14 protein-coding genes and 1 pseudogene are annotated in these 17460 nt (G+C 66.9%); 8 read left to right on the forward strand and 7 right to left on the reverse strand.

Features of this window, described 5'->3' with window-relative positions; genetic code table 11:
- Positions 1-220 precede the first annotated feature (220 nt).
- Positions 221-1615, forward strand: a complete 1395-nt coding sequence (locus C8K38_RS20685; protein ID WP_097213292.1) for a wax ester/triacylglycerol synthase domain-containing protein — start codon at positions 221-223, stop codon at positions 1613-1615.
- A gap of 21 nt (positions 1616-1636) precedes the next feature.
- Here the strand turns inward: C8K38_RS20685 and C8K38_RS20690 are convergent, their stop codons facing one another.
- Positions 1637-2221, reverse strand: a complete 585-nt coding sequence (locus C8K38_RS20690; protein ID WP_097213293.1) for a CBS domain-containing protein — start codon at positions 2219-2221, stop codon at positions 1637-1639.
- Between the two features lie 85 nt (positions 2222-2306).
- Complete coding sequence (locus C8K38_RS20695) at positions 2307-5054, reverse strand: cation-translocating P-type ATPase (RefSeq protein WP_306455752.1); 2748 nt, start codon at positions 5052-5054, stop codon at positions 2307-2309.
- 116 nt (positions 5055-5170) lie between these two features.
- Here C8K38_RS20695 and C8K38_RS20700 point away from each other — a divergent pair, with 116 nt between their 5' ends.
- The 3 genes from C8K38_RS20700 to C8K38_RS20710 all read left to right on the forward strand — a co-directional run bounded on the left by C8K38_RS20700 (position 5171) and on the right by C8K38_RS20710 (position 9039).
- Positions 5171-6082 (forward strand): ABC transporter ATP-binding protein, encoded by a 912-nt coding sequence (locus tag C8K38_RS20700; protein ID WP_097213295.1) that lies wholly within the window; start codon positions 5171-5173, stop codon positions 6080-6082.
- 4 nt (positions 6083-6086) lie between these two features.
- Positions 6087-6872, forward strand: coding sequence for an ABC transporter permease subunit (locus C8K38_RS20705; protein WP_245220939.1), 786 nt, complete (start codon positions 6087-6089; stop codon positions 6870-6872).
- Positions 6873-8277: 1405 nt separating this feature from the next.
- On the forward strand, positions 8278-9039 hold the full coding sequence (locus tag C8K38_RS20710) for an alpha/beta hydrolase (RefSeq protein WP_097213297.1): 762 nt from the start codon (positions 8278-8280) through the stop codon (positions 9037-9039).
- 54 nt (positions 9040-9093) lie between these two features.
- On the opposite strand, the gene C8K38_RS20715 is transcribed toward C8K38_RS20710, so the two are convergent.
- The gene (locus C8K38_RS20715; RefSeq protein WP_097213298.1) at positions 9094-9759 is read right to left on the reverse strand and encodes a hypothetical protein; all 666 of its coding nucleotides are present in this window, start codon (positions 9757-9759) and stop codon (positions 9094-9096) included.
- A gap of 350 nt (positions 9760-10109) precedes the next feature.
- The gene (locus tag C8K38_RS20720) at positions 10110-10943 is read right to left on the reverse strand and encodes an alpha/beta fold hydrolase (RefSeq protein ID WP_097213400.1); all 834 of its coding nucleotides are present in this window, start codon (positions 10941-10943) and stop codon (positions 10110-10112) included.
- A 752-nt stretch (positions 10944-11695) separates the two neighbouring features.
- Here C8K38_RS20720 and C8K38_RS20725 point away from each other — a divergent pair.
- Both C8K38_RS20725 and C8K38_RS20730 read left to right on the forward strand, forming a co-directional pair.
- Positions 11696-12844 carry a tyrosine-type recombinase/integrase gene (locus C8K38_RS20725; protein WP_097213299.1) on the forward strand — a complete coding sequence of 383 codons (1149 nt, stop codon included), beginning with the start codon at positions 11696-11698 and terminating at the stop codon, positions 12842-12844.
- Positions 12845-12952: 108 nt separating this feature from the next.
- A complete protein-coding gene (locus tag C8K38_RS20730; RefSeq protein WP_097213300.1) occupies positions 12953-15334 on the forward strand; it encodes an ATP-binding protein in 2382 nt (793 codons plus the stop codon).
- Between the two features lie 39 nt (positions 15335-15373).
- On the opposite strand, the gene C8K38_RS27270 is transcribed toward C8K38_RS20730, so the two are convergent.
- Complete coding sequence (locus C8K38_RS27270) at positions 15374-15646, reverse strand: cupredoxin domain-containing protein (RefSeq protein WP_179800662.1); 273 nt, start codon at positions 15644-15646, stop codon at positions 15374-15376.
- 310 nt (positions 15647-15956) lie between these two features.
- Between C8K38_RS27270 and C8K38_RS20740 the strand changes: the two genes are divergently transcribed.
- Entirely contained in the window at positions 15957-16334 is a 378-nt protein-coding gene (locus tag C8K38_RS20740) for a hypothetical protein (protein WP_097213302.1), read from the forward strand.
- Positions 16335-16380: 46 nt separating this feature from the next.
- Complete coding sequence (locus tag C8K38_RS20745; RefSeq protein ID WP_097213303.1) at positions 16381-16935, forward strand: type 1 glutamine amidotransferase domain-containing protein; 555 nt, start codon at positions 16381-16383, stop codon at positions 16933-16935.
- Between the two features lie 41 nt (positions 16936-16976).
- On the opposite strand, the gene C8K38_RS27275 is transcribed toward C8K38_RS20745, so the two are convergent.
- Both C8K38_RS27275 and C8K38_RS27845 read right to left on the reverse strand, forming a co-directional pair.
- Positions 16977-17192 carry a hypothetical protein gene (locus C8K38_RS27275; protein ID WP_179800658.1) on the reverse strand — a complete coding sequence of 72 codons (216 nt, stop codon included), beginning with the start codon at positions 17190-17192 and terminating at the stop codon, positions 16977-16979.
- Positions 17164-17373, reverse strand: a pseudogene (locus C8K38_RS27845) (hemerythrin domain-containing protein); the annotation flags it as partial. The gene C8K38_RS27275 and the pseudogene C8K38_RS27845, both read right to left, overlap by 29 nt.
- Between the last annotated feature and the right edge of the window lie 87 nt (positions 17374-17460).

Consider the following 17460-nt stretch of genomic DNA (forward strand, 5'->3'; position numbering starts at 1 on the left):
TGGCCATCAGATCTTTCGGCATGTCCATCACTCCTCGACCGGATCCGACATCGCCAGCTGGGATCCTGATAACCCCAGTATTCGCCGGGCGACCGCCGTGGCACAGGGCCGAAGGTCATAGTCGACTCCTGGAGCGAGGCCTGTGACGGATCCATACTGGAGGCGTAAGTGCGCGCGGAACACCGCGGCGCACGCACCGCGACCGAATGAGTTGGTGGCAATGGCCGATGAGTCGCCGCTGTACATGAACCAGGCCGACCTGATGGCGTGGCGGATGGAGGCGGATCCGCCACTGCGCTCGACCATCGTCGCGCTGTTGGTACTCGACCGAAGTCCCGACTGGCGCCGCGTGGTGTCGATGATGGACAGGGCCACCGCTCTCGCGCCCCACTTCCGATGCAAGGTGGTCGAGGCGAAACTGGGTCCGGCTCCGCCGCGGTGGGTCGTCGACCCGGACTTCGACCTGTCCTGGCATCTGCGGAGATTCACCCTCACGGAGCCCGGGATGCAGTCGGTGCTGGATTTCGCCCAGACAGCAGGATCGACGGCCTTCGACAGGGAACGGCCGTTGTGGGAGTTGACGGTGTTGGACGGGCTGTCCGGCGGCCGTGCGGCGCTCGTGCTCAAGGTGCACCACGCACTCACCGATGGGGTCGGTGGGATGGCCATCACCCGCGAGATCGTGGATCTCACGCGCGAGGGGGAGCGCCCCCTCGCAACACCGCCCGTTCAGCGCGAACCAACGAACGGTGCGGTGCCGTCGTGGTACCGACTGTCCGCCGCCGCGCTGTCCAGACAGATCATTGCGCGGGCACCTGAACGCGCACGGTGGGTGGCAGGCAACCCGTACGGAACGGCGCGCGCGGTCGCCGCGAGTCTCATGTCGGTCGCCCGTTTCGTTCGACCGATAGCGACCACGCTGTCTCCCGTGATGACCGCCAGGTCCATACGCAGGCGCTTCGCGGTGCTCGAGGTGCCGATCGAGGACCTGTCCCAGGCGGCCTCCTCCGGTGGCGGATCGATCAACGACGCCTTCATCGTTGCGGTACTGCTCGCGATGCGGCACTACCACCGCCGGCACGGGGCCACGATCGACAGGCTGCGTGTCACGATTCCGATGAGCCTGCGGACGGAGCGGGATCCCTTGGAGGGCAACAAGATCACCCTGGCCCGCCTGACACTGCCCGCCGACACGGACGACCCGGCAGTCCTGATCCGGCAAGTGCACGCGATCATCGGCAGGTGGCGCAGCGAACCGGCCATAGCCCTGTCGCCTGTCATCGCCGGTGTGCTGAACGTCCTGCCGCCGACACTGCTCGGGAAGATGCTCAGGCACGTCGATATCGTCGCATCGGATGTGGTCGGCTCTCCGGAACCGCTGTTCATCGCGGGATCCCGGGTCGATCGCTACTACGCGTTCAGCCCCACTCTCGGTGCGGCATTCAACGCGACGATGGTGTCCTACGGATCTCATTGCTGCGTGGGGCTCGACTCCGACGGCGCAGCGGTGCCGGATATCGATGCGCTACGGGAGTCGATGGCCGAGGGATTCCGCAAGGTCCTGGGACTACGAGAGCAGCCCGCCCTCGATCGTGTCGAGGACGCGGCCAGGTGATCGCCCCGGACCGTCCGAGGATCAGGAAAACGAAACGTCGTTGACGCCGGGAACCGTCTCGGCCAGCGCAGCGATGACACCGCACTCCGGGTCATCGCGCTCCGTGCCGTCGATGGTCACGCTGCCTCCCGCCACGTGGACCTCCCATCGCCGAGTGCCGCTGTAGACGTCGAGGCGGTGCTGGATCTCATGGGCGATGTGGGTGTCGTCCATCGTCAGGACGCCGATCAAGTCTCTGCGGGTCACGATGCCGATGATGTCCTTGTCGTGCACGATCGGGATGCCACGCAACCTCGATTTGAGCATGGCCGACGCCAGGTCACTGATGTCGGCCTCTGCGGTCATGGCAACGACGGGGCTGCTCATGGCATCTGCGGCGGTCGGGGCCTTGCCCGCCTCGTCGTCGTCGGCAGCCTTCGAATGCGACCAACGAAACTGCTCACGGAGGAGGTCACCTTCCGAGACGATCCCGGTCAGATGCTGGGAGTCGTCGACGACGGGGAGGACCGTGAAGCCCGTGGTCTCCATCGTGCGAAGGCAGTCGATGACCGACTCCGACCCTGTCACGGTGGTGACCGGGCTGCTCATGATGTGTCGCGCGCGCATGATTGCTCCTTTGGCTACGTTTCCAGCGTCCGCGTGGCCGGCCCGGGGGACTAGGGCCATACGTCCCAAGTCCGTCGATACACGATCATGTCGACCCTCCCGTGCCCGATCCGACGCGGTTGCGCCGTCGCCGGGTCCAGCGCCAGAACTCGTCGCACCCCCAGACCACGATGGGGAACGGGAGGAGCCACACGACCTGATCCCAGCTCGGGGTCACCGTGCCGAAAGCACGCTGGAGTGGTGCGACGAGGACCACCGCGGCCGCGAACAGGATTTCGAAGGCTATTCCCCAGAGCAGGAGACGGTTCGTCGTCACCCCGATCTGACGAAGGGAGGCACGCTCAGTTCGGGCCGCGAACGCGGTGCCGATCTGACACGAGACGATTCCCAGGAAGGTCATCGTCGTCGCGAGCTGCCAGGTGTGGTGCAGGGGCCCCGACGACACATCGGCCCCCATCGACCAACCACCCCGAACGAGGGTGGCGAAGAACGCGGCCAGCACGAGGGCCGCCGATACCCCACCCAGGAGCGCCCAGGACCGGAGCAGGAGCGTGGAATCGACGATACTGCGGCCGCGCGGGCGAGGAGCACGTTGCATGAGGTCCGGCTCCGGCGCTTCGCGCCCGAGCGCCAGGGCAGGCAAGGTCTCGGTGCCGAGGTCGATCGCGAGAATCTGCATCACGGTGAGCGGCAACGGGATCTGCCCACCCGACAGCGCGTAGAGGAGGATGGGGACCACCTCAGGGGTGGCGTGCGCGAAGATGTACACGATGAACTTACGGACGTTGTCGTAGACGCGCCGGCCCGCCTCGACCGCCGTGACGATGGTCGCGAAGTTGTCGTCGGTGAGGACCATGGTCGCGGCTTCCCGTGCCACGTCGGTGCCCGAGCGTCCCATCGCGATGCCGATGTCGGACCGGCGAAGGGCCGGTGCGTCGTTCACGCCGTCGCCGGTCATCGCGACAACATGGTCGGTGAACCGCAACGCATCGGTGATCCGCAGCTTGGCCTCGGGCGAGCTGCGGGCGAAGACCAATTCCTGATCCGTCGCCAGGAGCTGATCGAGCGCCGCCTCCGGCATGGCGTCGAGCTCGGTTCCGGTGATGACGCGAAGTCCGTCGCGTCCGATCCCGATGTCCTTGGCGATACGGGATGCGGTCAGACCGTGATCACCGGTGATGACGACGATCCTGATGCCCGCCGAGTGACATCGTGCGACCGCATCGGCGACCTCCGGCCGGGGCGGATCGACCATCGCCGCGATCCCGAGGAGGGTGAGGTCCCGTTCGACCGCGTCTCGCGTCAGCGTGGAACCGTCCGTGACGTCGAGCGTCCTGTCCGCGATCGCGAGCAGCCGAAGACCTTCACCAGACCATTCACGGATCAGATCGGCTATTCGGTCGCGCTCAGCGCCGCCCAACGTCAGATCATTGCCGTCCGGACCTGCCATGAATGCGCTTCGCGCCAGCACCTCCTCCGGAGCGCCCTTGGTGTAGACCTGCAAGGAGCCACCGAGATCGGCGACGATCGACATCCGTCGGAGCGACGGATCGAAGTAGAACCGCGCGGCAGGGGACCTGACCCCGACCGTGACATCGGGATCCACGACAAGCGCGGCGTGCAACAGCGCCGATTCCGTCGGATCGGCGTTCTCATCGAGGGTCCCATCGGTGCTCATCGCCACGGTGCAGCACCCCGCGAGCACCCGCGCCGCCCTGGCCGGCTGGGATCCCGCAGCGATGGTTGGAAGGGGTCCGGCGAAGTCGACGACCACGCCCGGGGTCCACATCTTGACGGTCCGCATCCTGTTCATCGTCAGCGTGCCGGTCTTGTCGGTACAGATGACGCTGGTGGATCCCAGTGTTTCGACGGCCGAGATCCGTTTGACCAGCGCGCCGCGCCTGGCCAGTTCGCTCACGCCGACGGCGAGCGCGAGCGTGATCGTGGGCAACAGCCCCTCCGGGACGTTGGCGACGAGCAATCCGATGGCAAAACTCGTCGAATCGTCCAGCGAGAGCCCCGCGAGCAGGGTTCCGAGCGGTATGAACGCGACTCCCATCGTGACCGCGACCGCGGCGATCAACCAGGCGACTCGTTTCACCTGATGCTCGAGCGGGCTCTCGGTTATCGACACCCGCTGCGAGAGCGCCGCGACCCGCCCGAGCTCGGTGTGCATCCCGGTCGCGAAGACCACGCCGTCGGCGTCGCCACCGACGACGGTTGTTCCGCTGAAGACGATGTCGGGTGCGGCGATGAGCGGTCCGACGGTGACATTCGCGTTCGCCATGATCAGGGTGGGCACCGATTCTCCGGTCATCGTCGACAGGTCGACCTCCACGCTGCCCGAGAGCAGGCGTGCGTCGGCGGACACCCGATCGCCTTCCCGAAGATGAATCACGTCGCCAGGCACGAGTTGCCGAGCTTCGATCGGTGTGGACCTGCCGTCTCGGATTGCGGCAGCATGCGCAGGCAGATAGGCGGCCAGCGCTTCCACTGCTCGCTCAGCGTGGCGCTCCTGAATAAAGGCGAACGCCGCGTTGATCACGATCACGAAAACGATGGCCAACGCGAGCTCCGGGGCGCCGTTGACTCCTGCCAGCGTCGCAGCCAGCCACAGGAGCAGGGCCAGCGGATGAGTGAACTGGCGCACGATCTGTCCCGGCCATTCTCGCCCGGCTCGCCTGACGAGTTCGTTCGGGCCGAATACCTGCATGCGGCGCGCCGCCTCACGTTCGGTTAGTCCGGCCGCGCCCGTGCGGAGATCACGAAAGAGCCTGTCGATCGACTCCTGCGGATTCACTGGCTGGTCCTGTACCGAAGCGGTCGGTGACACGGTCGCCTCCCTGGGTGCACTGTCGACCCGATATTCACATTGCCGAGTCGCACTGGATCAGGGGAAGGGACCTTGGACCCTGATCTGGTGGGGCGCGCGCGGTCCAGGCTTGGGGCATGCCCCGTCGCCCAGCGATCACCACCTCGGGCCTGTCCAAGTCCTACGGCCGGCAGCTGGCGCTGGTCGACGTGGATCTGAGCGTCGATGCGGGGGAGATCTTCGGGTATCTGGGGCCCAATGGCGCGGGGAAGTCGACGACGCTCCGAATCCTGATGGGCATGCTGCGCCCGACATCGGGATCGGCGACCGTGCTGGGGTTCGATTGCTGGTCGTCAGCACCTCGGGTGCACCGTCGGGTCGGTTACGTTCCGGGCGAGCTCGCGCTGTACGAGAAGATGACCGGTTCCGATCATGTCTCCTACTTCGGCCAGGTCGGGGCTCGCCGAGGAGGGTTTCGGGCGGCCGACATCGCCGAACGCCTGGATCTCGATCTGGGCAAACCCGTGCGGGTCATGTCGCGGGGAAACCGACAGAAGCTCGGGCTGGTGCTGGCACTGATGTCGTCTCCGGAGCTGCTCATACTCGATGAACCGACGACCGGTCTTGACCCGATCATGCAACGGGAGTTCGACGCGATACTGCGAGAGCACACCGCTGCCGGGGGAACGGTGCTGCTGTCATCACATCTACTCAGTGAGGTTCAGCAGGTCGCGGACCGAATCGGAATGCTCCGCGAAGGCCGGTTGATCGCAGTGGAAAAGCTCCACACGCTCCGCCAGAAGTCCCTGCACCACGTGGTTGTCGAGTTCGACCGTCCCGTGCGAGCGGACGCGTTCCGCGACGTCAAGGGTGTTCGCAACCTCGATGTGGACGGGGAAACCCTCAGGTGCGATGCACCGGAACAGGCGCTCAACGAATTGGTCCACCGTATCGCCCAGTTCACGGTGGTCGACCTCGAATGCGCCGAGGCCGACCTCGAGGAGACGTTCATGACCTACTACGGAACAGAGTCCAGCGATGTTTCGTAGCGTGATGACAAAGACGCTTCACGATCAACGCCGCGCGTTGCCCGCTTGGGCCATCGGCCTCGTACTGCTGGTCGGGATGTATGTGGCCATCTGGCCGAGTGTGCGCGGCGAACCGTCGATGAACGAGTTTCTCGACCAGATGCCGGAGACATTTCGTGCGCTCTTCGCGATGTCCGGCGCGGACATGTCCACACCGATCGGCTACGTGAAGATCGAGCTCCTGTCGTTCATGGTGCCACTACTGCTGTTGACGTATGCGATCGGAGCGGGCGCCGCGGCGATAGCGGGAGAGGAGGATCGAAGGACGCTTGATCTGCTGCTTTCCGCGCCCATCAGTCGGCGCCGCATCGTATTGGAGAAGGGCGCGGCCATGCTGATCGGCACGGCGCTCCTGGGAGCGGTCACCGGCGTTGCGTTGATGCTGCTAGGTTCGCTCGCGAACATGGACCTGCCCCAGAATGGGGTGGCCGCCGCGATGGTGCATGCGGTGCTCCTCGCGTTGGTCTTCGGCACACTGGCCTTGGCGTTGGGTGCGATCACCGGTCACCCAGCAGTCAGCAGGTCGGTGCCCGTTGCCGCAGCCGTCCTGGCGTACATCGTCAACGGTCTCGCGCCCATGGTGTCCTGGCTCGAGCCGTGGCAGCGCACCTCGCCCTTCTTCCAGTACGCCGGCCACGATCCGATCCAGCACGGGTTCTCCGCCGGATCCGCGGTCGTCGCGTCGGCGACGGTCGCGGTGTTGATCATCATCGCGATCGTCGGCTTCAATCGACGTGACGTTCGCGGATGACGAGTCCGGGACCCGTCGGGATCATTTCATCACAGTGACGCAATGACAAAGGGTAGGCCCCAAGGGAGCGAGAGGGGAGGCGCGGTCATGCCCGGCGCCGACTTCGCCGCGGGACCGATCAGTGTCAGTTCGGGGCGCCGGAACCATCGCCACCGCTGCGCGCACGGGGGCGAGCGACGAGCTCGGACTCGGCTTCCGATCCGGCCTGGAGCATCAATACACCGCCCATCAGCCAAGCCCATGCACCGAACATTGCGTCACAGTGACGCAATGGGCGACGTAGGACGGAAGCGGGAGCCCACGCGAGGAGGGAGTCGCAAGTGCCCGGAAGCAAGCCCGACGGGCGCGCGACGGACACCGGCATCACGGGCCACGCGGCTCGAGGGAACGCGCAAACCTGCAGCGGACCCGTCGCCGGAGTCTGCAGGCAATCGCCAACCGGCAAGGTGCGCTCTACATCCGAGCGCGCCGAGTAAGACGCCTGAAGGCGGCGGACGGAACAAACGAACAACCGGCCGCGCGTGCGGACGCGTTATCAACGCAGTTCAGCGCACAACCGATAATCGACATTATGTCATCTAAAGTGCATCCGGGCCGCCCCCACGAGCACGGATAGACCTCGGATCGACGCGAGCACATCGCACACACCGAACACCCATCGGACGGGATGGATCACCCGAAGACGGACCCCGGCACCGCCCCCGCGAGCACCTCCGCCGGAGCGACGGGTTCGTCGCACGCGTGCGGACGACGGCGTCCCGACGGACCGCCGTCCAGGCACCGACGCATCCGAATCGTCCGAACGGATCAATTCGCCGCCGCAGTCGGTCGCCCGGCGACCGAGACCTACCGCAGACCCCCACCGGCGGCACGGGCACACCGATCGTCGGTACCGCAACCGAGTTTCATGGATAATCACTGTTATCCATGAAACTCGGTGCAGTACAACAGAATACGTGATTTTCAAGTATCCCCGTCGGGATTTGCCAGAACCTGAACCCAGTCGACGCGGCGCCACCCGACCCGTCCCGGGTTCCCCGCCACTCAGACCGGGTGCCCCGAGGCCGACCTCGGGCCACGACTCCCCCCAGCGCACCACCCGGCCCACTCCTCCACCACCTCGTCGCCGCGGCCGAGCCGGCGGTCCTATTGACCGATCCCCCGCGACGGCGATCCGTCCGACACGCGCCAGTTGAACCACGCCGGTCGGGTGGGTGGACAGGAAATAGGTTGGACGGGATTCGTTTCAGGTTGATAGCGTCTACGAGACCGTGCATCACGCGAGGAGGTGAGACCCATGAACGCAGTAATCATGTGGGTGCTCCCACTCGTTTCACGGTTCGGCGATTGACGTAGGTGTCGCCGGGAGCGCCTCGACTACAAGGCAATCCCGAAAGGCAACACCATGCATTTCACCTCTGAGACACCGTCGAGCGGTGTCATCGAACGCAATTTCACTCTGAACGAGATCACCGGCGTGCTCTGGTCGCCCACATCCGGAACGGTTGGCGCACCGCTGCTGCTGTTGGGGCACTCCGGCGGCATGCACAAGAAGGCGCCGGGGCTGGTGGCCAGTGCACTCCACAGCGTGACCACCTATGGGTTCACCGTCGCCGCCATCGACGCGCCCGGGCACGGTGACCGGCCGCGAAACCCTCAGGATCAACGGTGGGTCGAGGCGATCCATCAGGCCAGGGCGGCGATCGAGCCGATCGCCCCTATCGTCATCGACTACAACATGTCGCTGGCGGAGCGTGCGGTGCCGGAATGGCAGACGACCCTGGACGCCCTGCAGGCTCTACCCGAAATCGGCGCCGAAGCGCCGATCGGCTACGGCGGGGTGAATCTGGGTGTCGTGACAGGGCTGATGTTGACCGCGGTCGAATCCCGGATCGCTGCCGTGAGCTTCGGCGGGGTTTACGTGCACGACGCTCTGATCGAGGCGGCGAGAAAGATCACCGTCCCGGTCGAGTACCGGATTCCGTGGGACGAGGACGAAATCGACCACACCTCCGCGGTGGCGTTGTTCGACGCCTTCGCCTCGAGCGAGAAGGCAATGCACGCCCACCCGGGCAGGCACAACCAGGTGCCCGAATACGAGCGCGACAGCTCGGCCCGGTTCTTCGCTCGCCACCTCGGCCGGGCCGCCGACACGGCTCCGGACTGACCTGACCGGTATCGGCGCCCGGCCCCGTGCCGGGCGCCGATACCGCTTATCGGACTACTTCTTGGCGGCGGGCGGCGCGTTCAGCAGCGTGATGAAGGGCTGGGCGTTGGCGGCGACGGCACCCAGTCCCCCGATCGCGGTACCCGCCAACGACGCGCCGGCTCCCACCAGCAGCGCGCCACCGATGCAGCCCGCGAGCGGGCCCGCACCGAACAGCATTGCCGCAGGCGCCGAGACCACGCCGGCTGCGACCGCGCCCAGGATGCAGCCGCCGACCAGACCGGTCGCGGCGCCGAGGAAGCCGCCGACGGCGCCCGTCATGGTGATGTTGTCCTTGACCCCCGCGACGGCGGCGGGCAGGTCGATGTCCTTGACCGGCAGGGCGACCGGGGTCGCCGCGGCCGGGCTGGTGTCCGCGGTCAGCGTCGCGGTGCGGCCGTCGATCGTCGCCGTGACCGGGTGCGCGATGCCGTCGACCGCGAGCGCCAGCGGCACCGACTCGACGATGGCGCCGCTCGAGTCCCGGACGATCAGGTGGTTGTTCTCCTTGGCCAGCGAACCCGCGGCCGTATCGAGGATCACCTGGTTGCCGCTGCGGGTGACGTTCCACCCCACGCCCGCCGTCGTGGCGGGCGTGGGATCCGCGTAGGCGGTACCGGCAATGATTCCCATCGACGCGATCGTCATGGCCGAGACGGCCGCAAGTTTGGTCATTTTCATGGTCGGTGAGATTCCTTCTCGTTCTGTCGCAGGGACCGATGGTCCCTGCGCTGCCGGACGAAGCCAGCCGATGGGTGACGCGTCGATCGACGCAGAGGGGCACGCTGAGCTGCTGCGACGGTGAAGACAGACAGCGGGTGGAGATGCGAATGACCCTAGAGACGGATTGTGTCCACCCCGTGGCGCACGGTGTCCACGCCCTTACGATTCGCGCACCTCGTCAGCTACTCGCGAGTCAGGAACGCGCAATCAGCACGTGACTCGGCCGAAACGCCGCGTGTACCGGGCCGTCGGGCACCGGACCTTCTTCGCGCGGCCGGAGGATCCTTCGACGACGACTCGGCCGACGGTCACGTCGACGAGAGGAACCCGCGGATGGCGGAGGTCAGCTCGCGCGGACTGTCCTCCGGGATCAGCGTGTAGCAGTCGGCGAGTTCGACCAGCTCCGCGCGGGGAAAGAGCTGGGCCAGGCGGCGGCCGTGCTCGACCGGCATCACCCGGTCCTCGGTCCCCCACACGACCAGCACCGGGCCCTGGTAGCCGGCGGACGCGGCGGCCCAGGTCCGGAGCGTGTCCCGGTCCGGCACGGAGGTCACGTACTTCCGAAGGTCGCGCCGCACCTGCGCGTTCTCCGTGGCCGGACGGAACCAGCCGTCCATCACCTCGGTCGGGACCGCGCGCTTGCTCATCCCTCCCCACGCTCTCGGCGATCGTCGCATCGCACGCAGGCGCATCGCCTGCATGGTCAGGAACAACCCGCCCGGGATCCGGGCGACTGCCGCGATGGGCCGGGCCGGCGGCGGCGGATAGTTCTCGAAGGCCTCGCTGGCGGTGATGATCATCCGGCCGATCCGCGAGGTGTCGCCGTTCGCGATCAGGACCTGAGCTCCGCCCCAGTCATTCTGCGCGAGCGTCACCTGCGTCAGCCCGAGCCGTTCGACGAACTCCCCGATCAGCACAGCGAGCGAGGAGAGCGACAGATCCGCATCCGGCTTCATCGGAATCCGGTGGCCGCCGAGCGGCCACGTCGGCAGGATGCACCGATAGTCGTCGCGCAGGTCGGCGACCACGTGCCGCCAGAGCGTCCCGTCCATGGTCAGCCCGTGCAGGAACACGATCACGGGCCCCGGCCCACCCGTGTCCTCGTACTCGATCGTCCCCACCGATAGTTCGACCGTCTCCACGACAACCCCCTGCCGGAACATTCGCACGGAACACTGCACCCGAGCCTAGGGCGTCGCGGCACGTCCGCGGCCGAGGCGCGGCCCTCCCCTTTTCTGTGCCAACGGACGGCAGCGTCGGTGGACGTGAGAAGACCGTGGGAGGTTCCCTCGGTTCGGCTCAGGAGCCGATAGGCCAGGCGTTATGTCATTATCACCAGGGATACCGCCGCGCGACGAATGACCGCAAGGCCCGATCGCCGATCGCCTCCCCTGGAATCGACACCCGGCTAACGCAGCCAACTCCCCCGCCGTACCACCTCGACGACTGATGCAAGAGCGGGCGCCGCAAAGAACGTCGACTCCCCCTCCACTGTCGACCGGGGGGATCGCGACCACGCCCTGGCGCCACCGCACTCCCCCGCGGCGAGGACGACTCACCGTCGCGGGCGGGCGGCCGCGGCAGGCCCTCCGCTCGACACGAGGAATCACGACCGCACACGCCCCGGACGCCGACGCAGGCCCCCCTTCTCCTTGCCGGCAGACGCGAGCGGGCACGAACAGGCGGCCGACTACGGCGAATGACCCCCGCTGCGGCACGAGTGCCGATATCCTCGGCGTTATGACATTATCAAGACCACCCGATCGCTCGGATCGACGCGCTCCCGTGTCGGCGGCGGCCGCTGCCGCCCAAAGGCCCCTGCCCCAACGTGTTTGACGGAAATCCCCGGACCCGCTCCCCTCGATGTCGGTGCCTGCCGCTAGCGTGCCCGCTCATGGTGACGGAGCGAGACCCCGATGACGAGAGCGTCCCGACGGGAGGTCGGGCACGGGATCGGCTGTCCCCCTGGTTCGAGGAGTTCCTGGTCCACCGCAGCACCGCCAAACCCTCACCGAACACCCTCAAGGCCTACCGTCAGGACTACACCCTCATCGCCGATGCCCTCTCGCGTGCCCGCGGGGTGACCGCCGCGGACCTCACCCTCGACGCGCTCGACAAGACGACAGTGCGGGCGGCCTTCGCCGACTACGCGCGGACCCACCAGGCGGCCTCGATCAGGCGATGCTGGTCCACCTGGAACATGCTGTGCGACTTCCTGTTCTCCGTCGACGCCATCGTCGCCAACCCGATGTCGGCGGTGCTGCGGCCGAAGGCACCCAAGACACTGCCGAAGGCGTTTCGTGCCGACTCGATCGAACGGCTCGTGGCAACGCTCCAATCGTCGGACGACAACGGCGCGCGCGCCTGGCCGGAACGCGACCTCGCGCTCATTCTCACGGGGCTGCTGACCGGGATGCGTTCCGCCGAACTCATCGCGGTCGATCTCGGAGACCTGCGCGACGCGATCGACGACGGGGACGGCCACGCCAAGGTGATCCACGTGCACGGTAAGGGGAACAAAGAGCGGGTCGTCACCGTCGAGCCGGCTGTGGTCGATGTACTCGGCGACTACCTCGTCAGCCGTTCCGAGCGATTCCCCGACACGGCGCGACGCAGGCCGCGGGCCGAGGTCTCCCCGTGGGAGCGGTTCACCGACGCCGACCCCATGTTCGTCGGTGGCGACGGCAGACGGATCACCAGGGGGACGCTGCAGTACCGCGTCGAACGCGCCTATCGCCGCGCGGGGATCAACGGTGACCGCGCCAAGGGCGCCCTCGTCCACCAGCTTCGGCATACCTTCGCCACCGCCATGGCGGACCAGAACGTCAGCATCTACACCTTGATGCGAATGCTCGGGCACGAGTCCATGAACACCACGCAGCGGTACACGGTGGGCGCGGGCGCCTCTGTCCGGGACGCCGCTGCCCTGAATCCGGCCTACCAACTCGTCTCGAGGGGCACGCCCCTCCCCCGCGCCGACGCGGCCGAAACGTACGGGAACGCCCTGCATACCGGGGTGATCGGTGCGGTGGACCGAGTATGAGCCGAGCGGCTGAACAAAATGAACGCAACGATATGGCCACCATCGGCCGGGCATAGCCTTCCAGGGATAGCGTCGATCACAGCACACCGCGAAACGAGATGACGTTCGATGACAACCTCTGTCAAGGAAAAGCCCGGAAACCTGCGGGTTGAATTGACCAGTTTCATCGGCAGGCGCCACGAGATAACCGAGGCACGGCGGCTGCAGTCCACCTCGCGGTTGGTCACGTTGACCGGCATCGGCGGGGTCGGCAAGACCAGATTGTCTTTGCGGGTAGCCGAGGATTCGCGGCGCGCGTTCGCCGACGGTGTGTGGTTCGTCGCGCTCGGCGACCTTCATGATCCTGCGTTGTTGCCCGAGACCATCGCCGCGGCGCTCGGGCTGCCGGATCGGCCCGGACGTTCGGTCTCTCGCCTGCTGATCGATCGCCTCTCCAGCAAACAGACGCTGTTGGTGCTGGACAACTGCGAACACGTGCTCTGCGCCGCTGCTGCGTTGGTACAGACACTGCTGCGAGCGTGTCCAGAGCTGCAGATCCTGGCGACGAGCCGCGAGGTCCTCGGGGTGGACGGCGAGCAGGTGATGCGGGTGCCGCCGTTGGCGGTGCCCAGCACCCATCAGGCCCCGCCGCTCGAGGCGATGGCCGATTGCGAGGCGGTGGCGTTGTTCGTCGCACGCGCCACGGCCTGCCTGCCGGACTTCGTGCTCACGGAGAGCAATTGCGCGGCGGTTGCGGGAATCTGCGGCAGGCTGGACGGGCTTCCGTTGGCGATCGAGCTGGCGGCCGTGCGGATCCGGGCGATGACCGCCGAACAGATCCTGCACCGCCTGACCGACCGGTACCAGTTGCTGACCGTCGGTTCCCGGGTCGCGCCGACCCGACAACAGACCCTACGGTCGTGCGTGGACTGGAGCTACGACCTGTGCACGGCGCGCGAGCAGCAGCTATGGGCCTGGCTGTCGGTTTTCGCCGGCGGTTTCGAGCTCGATGCGGCCGAGGGCGTCTGCCCCGAGGCGCTGGTTGCCAACGATTTCTTGGACGCGGTGTCGTCCCTGGTGGACAAGTCGATCCTGGCCCGTGAGCAGGTCGGTGAGGTCGTGCGCCTTGGCATGTCCGAGGCGATCCGCGACTACGGCCGCGAGAAGCTGCGCGAATCCGGCGACCTTCCGCTGGCGCAGCGGCGGCACCTCGCGTGGTACGAGCAGGTGGTGGAGCGCGCCGAGTCCGAGTGGATCGGCCCCCGCCAAACCGAATGGATCGCCAGACTCGATCGGGAACAGTCGAACCTGCGGGATGCTCTGGCGTTCGGTCTGACCGACGCGGTCGTCCGCATCGATCCAGATGTCACTGCACGCACCGCCAATGCCCTGTTCATGTTCTGGTCGTGCCGGGGCATGCTGGCGGAAGCAAGGCGATGGATGGGCCGCTGCCTCACCAGCTCCGACGCCATGAAGGCCGAGGAGCGCGTGGAGATGTTGTATTGCGACGGCGTGTTGGCAGGCATGCAGGGTCAACTCGGGGAGGCCTCGGCGCGGGCGGAACAGTGCTGCTCGCTTGCGGAGCAGCTGGGGAGCGCGGAGTCACTCGAGATCGGCAACTACGCGAGGGGATACCGGGCGCTGTTCAGCGGTGACCTCGCGGCGGCGGTAGAACCGCTCCAGACTGCAATCGCCAGCGCGGGCGCATCGTCCGCTACCGGGGCCGACCGAGGTCCGAGCGCGTCCCGGATCGGCCGACAACTGGGTGGCCTCCTCGGCCTGGCAATCGCGAGTGGACTGTCCGGGGATGAGGCGACAGCCAATGCGTGTCACGAGCAGGTGCTGGCGATCACCACCCCACGGGAGGAGTCCTTCTTCCGTGCGTACTCGTCATGGACCCTCGGACTGACGGCGCTCCGCACGGGAGACACCGGTCGCGCGTCAACCGTGACAGAGCTGGCGTTGCGGCTGATCCGGAAGGTCGATGACCCTGTCATGACGGGCTGGTGCCTGGAGTCACTGGCCTGGATCGCGACCCGCGAGGACGAGCCGACGCGTGCCGCGGTGCTGATGGGCGCCGCCGAGACGCTCTCGCGGACTGTCGGGAGCAGCTCAGCGACCCTCCCCTATCTCCTGGCCCACCATGAGGAGTGCGAACAGCTCGCCCGCGACGCGCTCGGTACCCGCGCTTACGGCGAGGCGTTTCGTACCGGTGCCGCCATGAGTCTCGACGAGGCTGTCGCGTATGCGCTCGGAGACCGCTGCGTCGCCCAGGCCCGGACGACGCCGGTCGCGCCCGTGCTGACCCCCCGCGAGACCGAGGTGGCGCACCTGGTCGCGGCGGGCCATTCGAACAAGGCGATCGCGTCCATGTTGGTGATCTCGCCCCGTACCGCCCAGGGCCACGTCGAACACGTGCTGTCCAAGCTCGGGTTCACCTCGCGCACACAGATCGCGGCCTGGATGGCCGAGAACCACCTCGATCGACAGGCTGATCCGAAGCCGGTGTAGTCACCGATCAGGACGGGGAGCGCACCCCTTCCGCCGACGTCATTCGACGACGAGTATCCCCTGCATCTCGGGGTGGTACGTGCAGTGGAACGGATAGGTGCCCGGGTTCATCGGTGCGTCGAAGGTCGCGGTGTTGTTCCCGTCGACGTCCTCGTCGAATTTCCCCGCCTCGTTCGAGGTCACCGAGTGCTCCACGTCATCCTGGTTCACCAGGGAGATCTCGGCCCCCGCCCGGACCGTCGTCGGGACCTCGAACTTGAAGTCCCTGATGGTGACGACCATGGATTCGGCCGGCGTGCCGGGTGCGGTCATCGTTCCTGTTCCGGGGCCATAAGAATTGGTCAACGGCGCTTCAGGAGTCGTGGGCGTGCCGTCGTCCGAGCCGCACGCCGGTACCGCGGCGATCGCGAAGCCGGCGAGTGCCACACCGATCCGCCGACCCCATCGGCTCGGTCTCTTTGCGTGCCGGCCGCTGGATGCATGTGTGAACATCTGTCCTCCCGAGGTCGCTTCTTGATTACCGCACCGGAGCGCCGCCGAAACGTTTGAGAACTCGATCCGTTTCGACCGCGTGCCTACCGGGCATCCCCTGACCGACAGGGCACTCGATCGGGAGGAGAGCATGGCCGAGGACGTCGGGAAGCGGGACGTCGAGAAGCGCTGGGGCGATCGCGACACGCTCCGCGGCGCCGCCGTGTACACGCTCGCCGTCGTCGGGTTTGCGCTGACCGTGATGGCCGTCTCCCTGGCCTGGGGCTTGTCGAACCGCGACGAGTGCGCGGAGGCCTCGACCGCGGTGTGTTCGAACCCGGAACGCTACATTCTGGCGCTCGGACCGACTGTCATCCTCCTGCTCGGCGGCCTGGGCGCCTTCGTGCGCACCTATCGCCTGTGGCGGGAGGGTGGGACATGGCCCGTCTGGCACGGCGCCGGCTGGGTCCTGTTCATTGCGATGCTCGTCTACCTCGGCATGTCCGCGAACGTTCTCGCCACGGGATAGATCGTCGGTCACACCGGCAGTCGCTGCCCACGGAACAGGAGGAACCATGAATTCCGTCAAGCTCGCCGGAAAGCGGGTGGCCGTACTCGCCACCGACGGCGTCGAAGAGGTCGAGCTGGTCGAGCCGCGACGCGCGCTCGAGGACGCAGGGGCGGAGGTGAGATTGCTGTCTCTCGACACCGGCGAGATCCAGGCGATGAAGGGCGACGTGCACGAGGCGGGGCGATACCCGGTCGACGAGCGCGTGGCGGCGGCAACGGTCGCCGAATACGACGGACTGGTCCTGCCCGGAGGGACCACCAATCCCGATCATCTGCGTCAGGATCGCGCGGCGGTCGACTTCGTTCGCGACTTCATCTCGGCAGGCAAGCCCGTCGGCGCGATCTGCCACGGCCCGTGGACCCTCGTCGAGGCGGACTCGGTGCGCGGCCGGACCCTGACCGCTTACCCCAGCATCCGGACCGACATCGCGAATGCGGGCGGCACCGTCGTCGATCGAGAGGTCGTGGTCGACCGCAACCTGGTCTCGAGCCGCAACCCGGGCGATCTTCCGGCCTTCTGCGAAGCCCTCGTCGATGTGATCGCGGCAGGCAGTGCGTGACCACGGGCGGGTCGATCATGGCCGCGCAGTGGCCGGTATCTCTAGCCTTGGCTCATACCGGGCGGCCTCCGGTATGCCGGATGGCGCACCTTCGCCCGCACGATCACCACGATCCCGCCACTCGCGAACAGCAATAACAGCAGTTCCAGTATGTTTGCGTTCATCTCGCCCGGTTCCTCACCGAGGGGCCCGTCGATCGCGTCGCGTGCTCGGTCGAGCATGGCCGCGAACAAATGGGCCACCATTGTCGAGGTCACGCCGGGCCCGAGGATGGACCACTTCCTCCTCCGCCGTCTCGTGGATCGCAAGCAATCGACGAAGCGCGAAGAACGCCTCACCGCGAGCCTTCCCAGACAGGGCGAGAACGTCGTTGAACAGCGCCTTGATCTGTTCGTGCTGACCGACCAAGAACTGGATCACGTCATCGGTCGATCGAATGGGTGTGGGGGTCTTCGGATCCCGCCTTCCGGGTTGCGTGTTCGGTTCACCGCCCCTTGCTACCCGTCCGCACGCGGCGTGAAACGC

Source organism: Rhodococcus sp. OK611, assembly GCF_003050885.1.
GTDB lineage: Bacteria > Actinomycetota > Actinomycetes > Mycobacteriales > Mycobacteriaceae > Rhodococcus_G > Rhodococcus_G oryzae.

Bases quoted from the DNA above. Each gene is read 5' to 3' on its own strand.
- C8K38_RS20685 (WP_097213292.1), top strand. From the start codon at position 221: ATGGCCGATGAGTCGCCGCTGTACATGAACCAGGCCGACCTGATGGCG.
- C8K38_RS20690 (WP_097213293.1), bottom strand. From the start codon at position 2,221: ATGCGCGCGCGACACATCATGAGCAGCCCGGTCACCACCGTGACAGGG.
- C8K38_RS20700 (WP_097213295.1), top strand. From the start codon at position 5,171: ATGCCCCGTCGCCCAGCGATCACCACCTCGGGCCTGTCCAAGTCCTAC.
- C8K38_RS20705 (WP_245220939.1), top strand. From the start codon at position 6,087: ATGACAAAGACGCTTCACGATCAACGCCGCGCGTTGCCCGCTTGGGCC.
- C8K38_RS20710 (WP_097213297.1), top strand. From the start codon at position 8,278: ATGCATTTCACCTCTGAGACACCGTCGAGCGGTGTCATCGAACGCAAT.
- C8K38_RS20715 (WP_097213298.1), bottom strand. From the start codon at position 9,759: ATGAAAATGACCAAACTTGCGGCCGTCTCGGCCATGACGATCGCGTCG.
- C8K38_RS20725 (WP_097213299.1), top strand. From the start codon at position 11,696: ATGGTGACGGAGCGAGACCCCGATGACGAGAGCGTCCCGACGGGAGGT.
- C8K38_RS20730 (WP_097213300.1), top strand. From the start codon at position 12,953: ATGACAACCTCTGTCAAGGAAAAGCCCGGAAACCTGCGGGTTGAATTG.
- C8K38_RS27270 (WP_179800662.1), bottom strand. From the start codon at position 15,646: ATGACCGCACCCGGCACGCCGGCCGAATCCATGGTCGTCACCATCAGG.
- C8K38_RS20740 (WP_097213302.1), top strand. From the start codon at position 15,957: ATGGCCGAGGACGTCGGGAAGCGGGACGTCGAGAAGCGCTGGGGCGAT.
- C8K38_RS20745 (WP_097213303.1), top strand. From the start codon at position 16,381: ATGAATTCCGTCAAGCTCGCCGGAAAGCGGGTGGCCGTACTCGCCACC.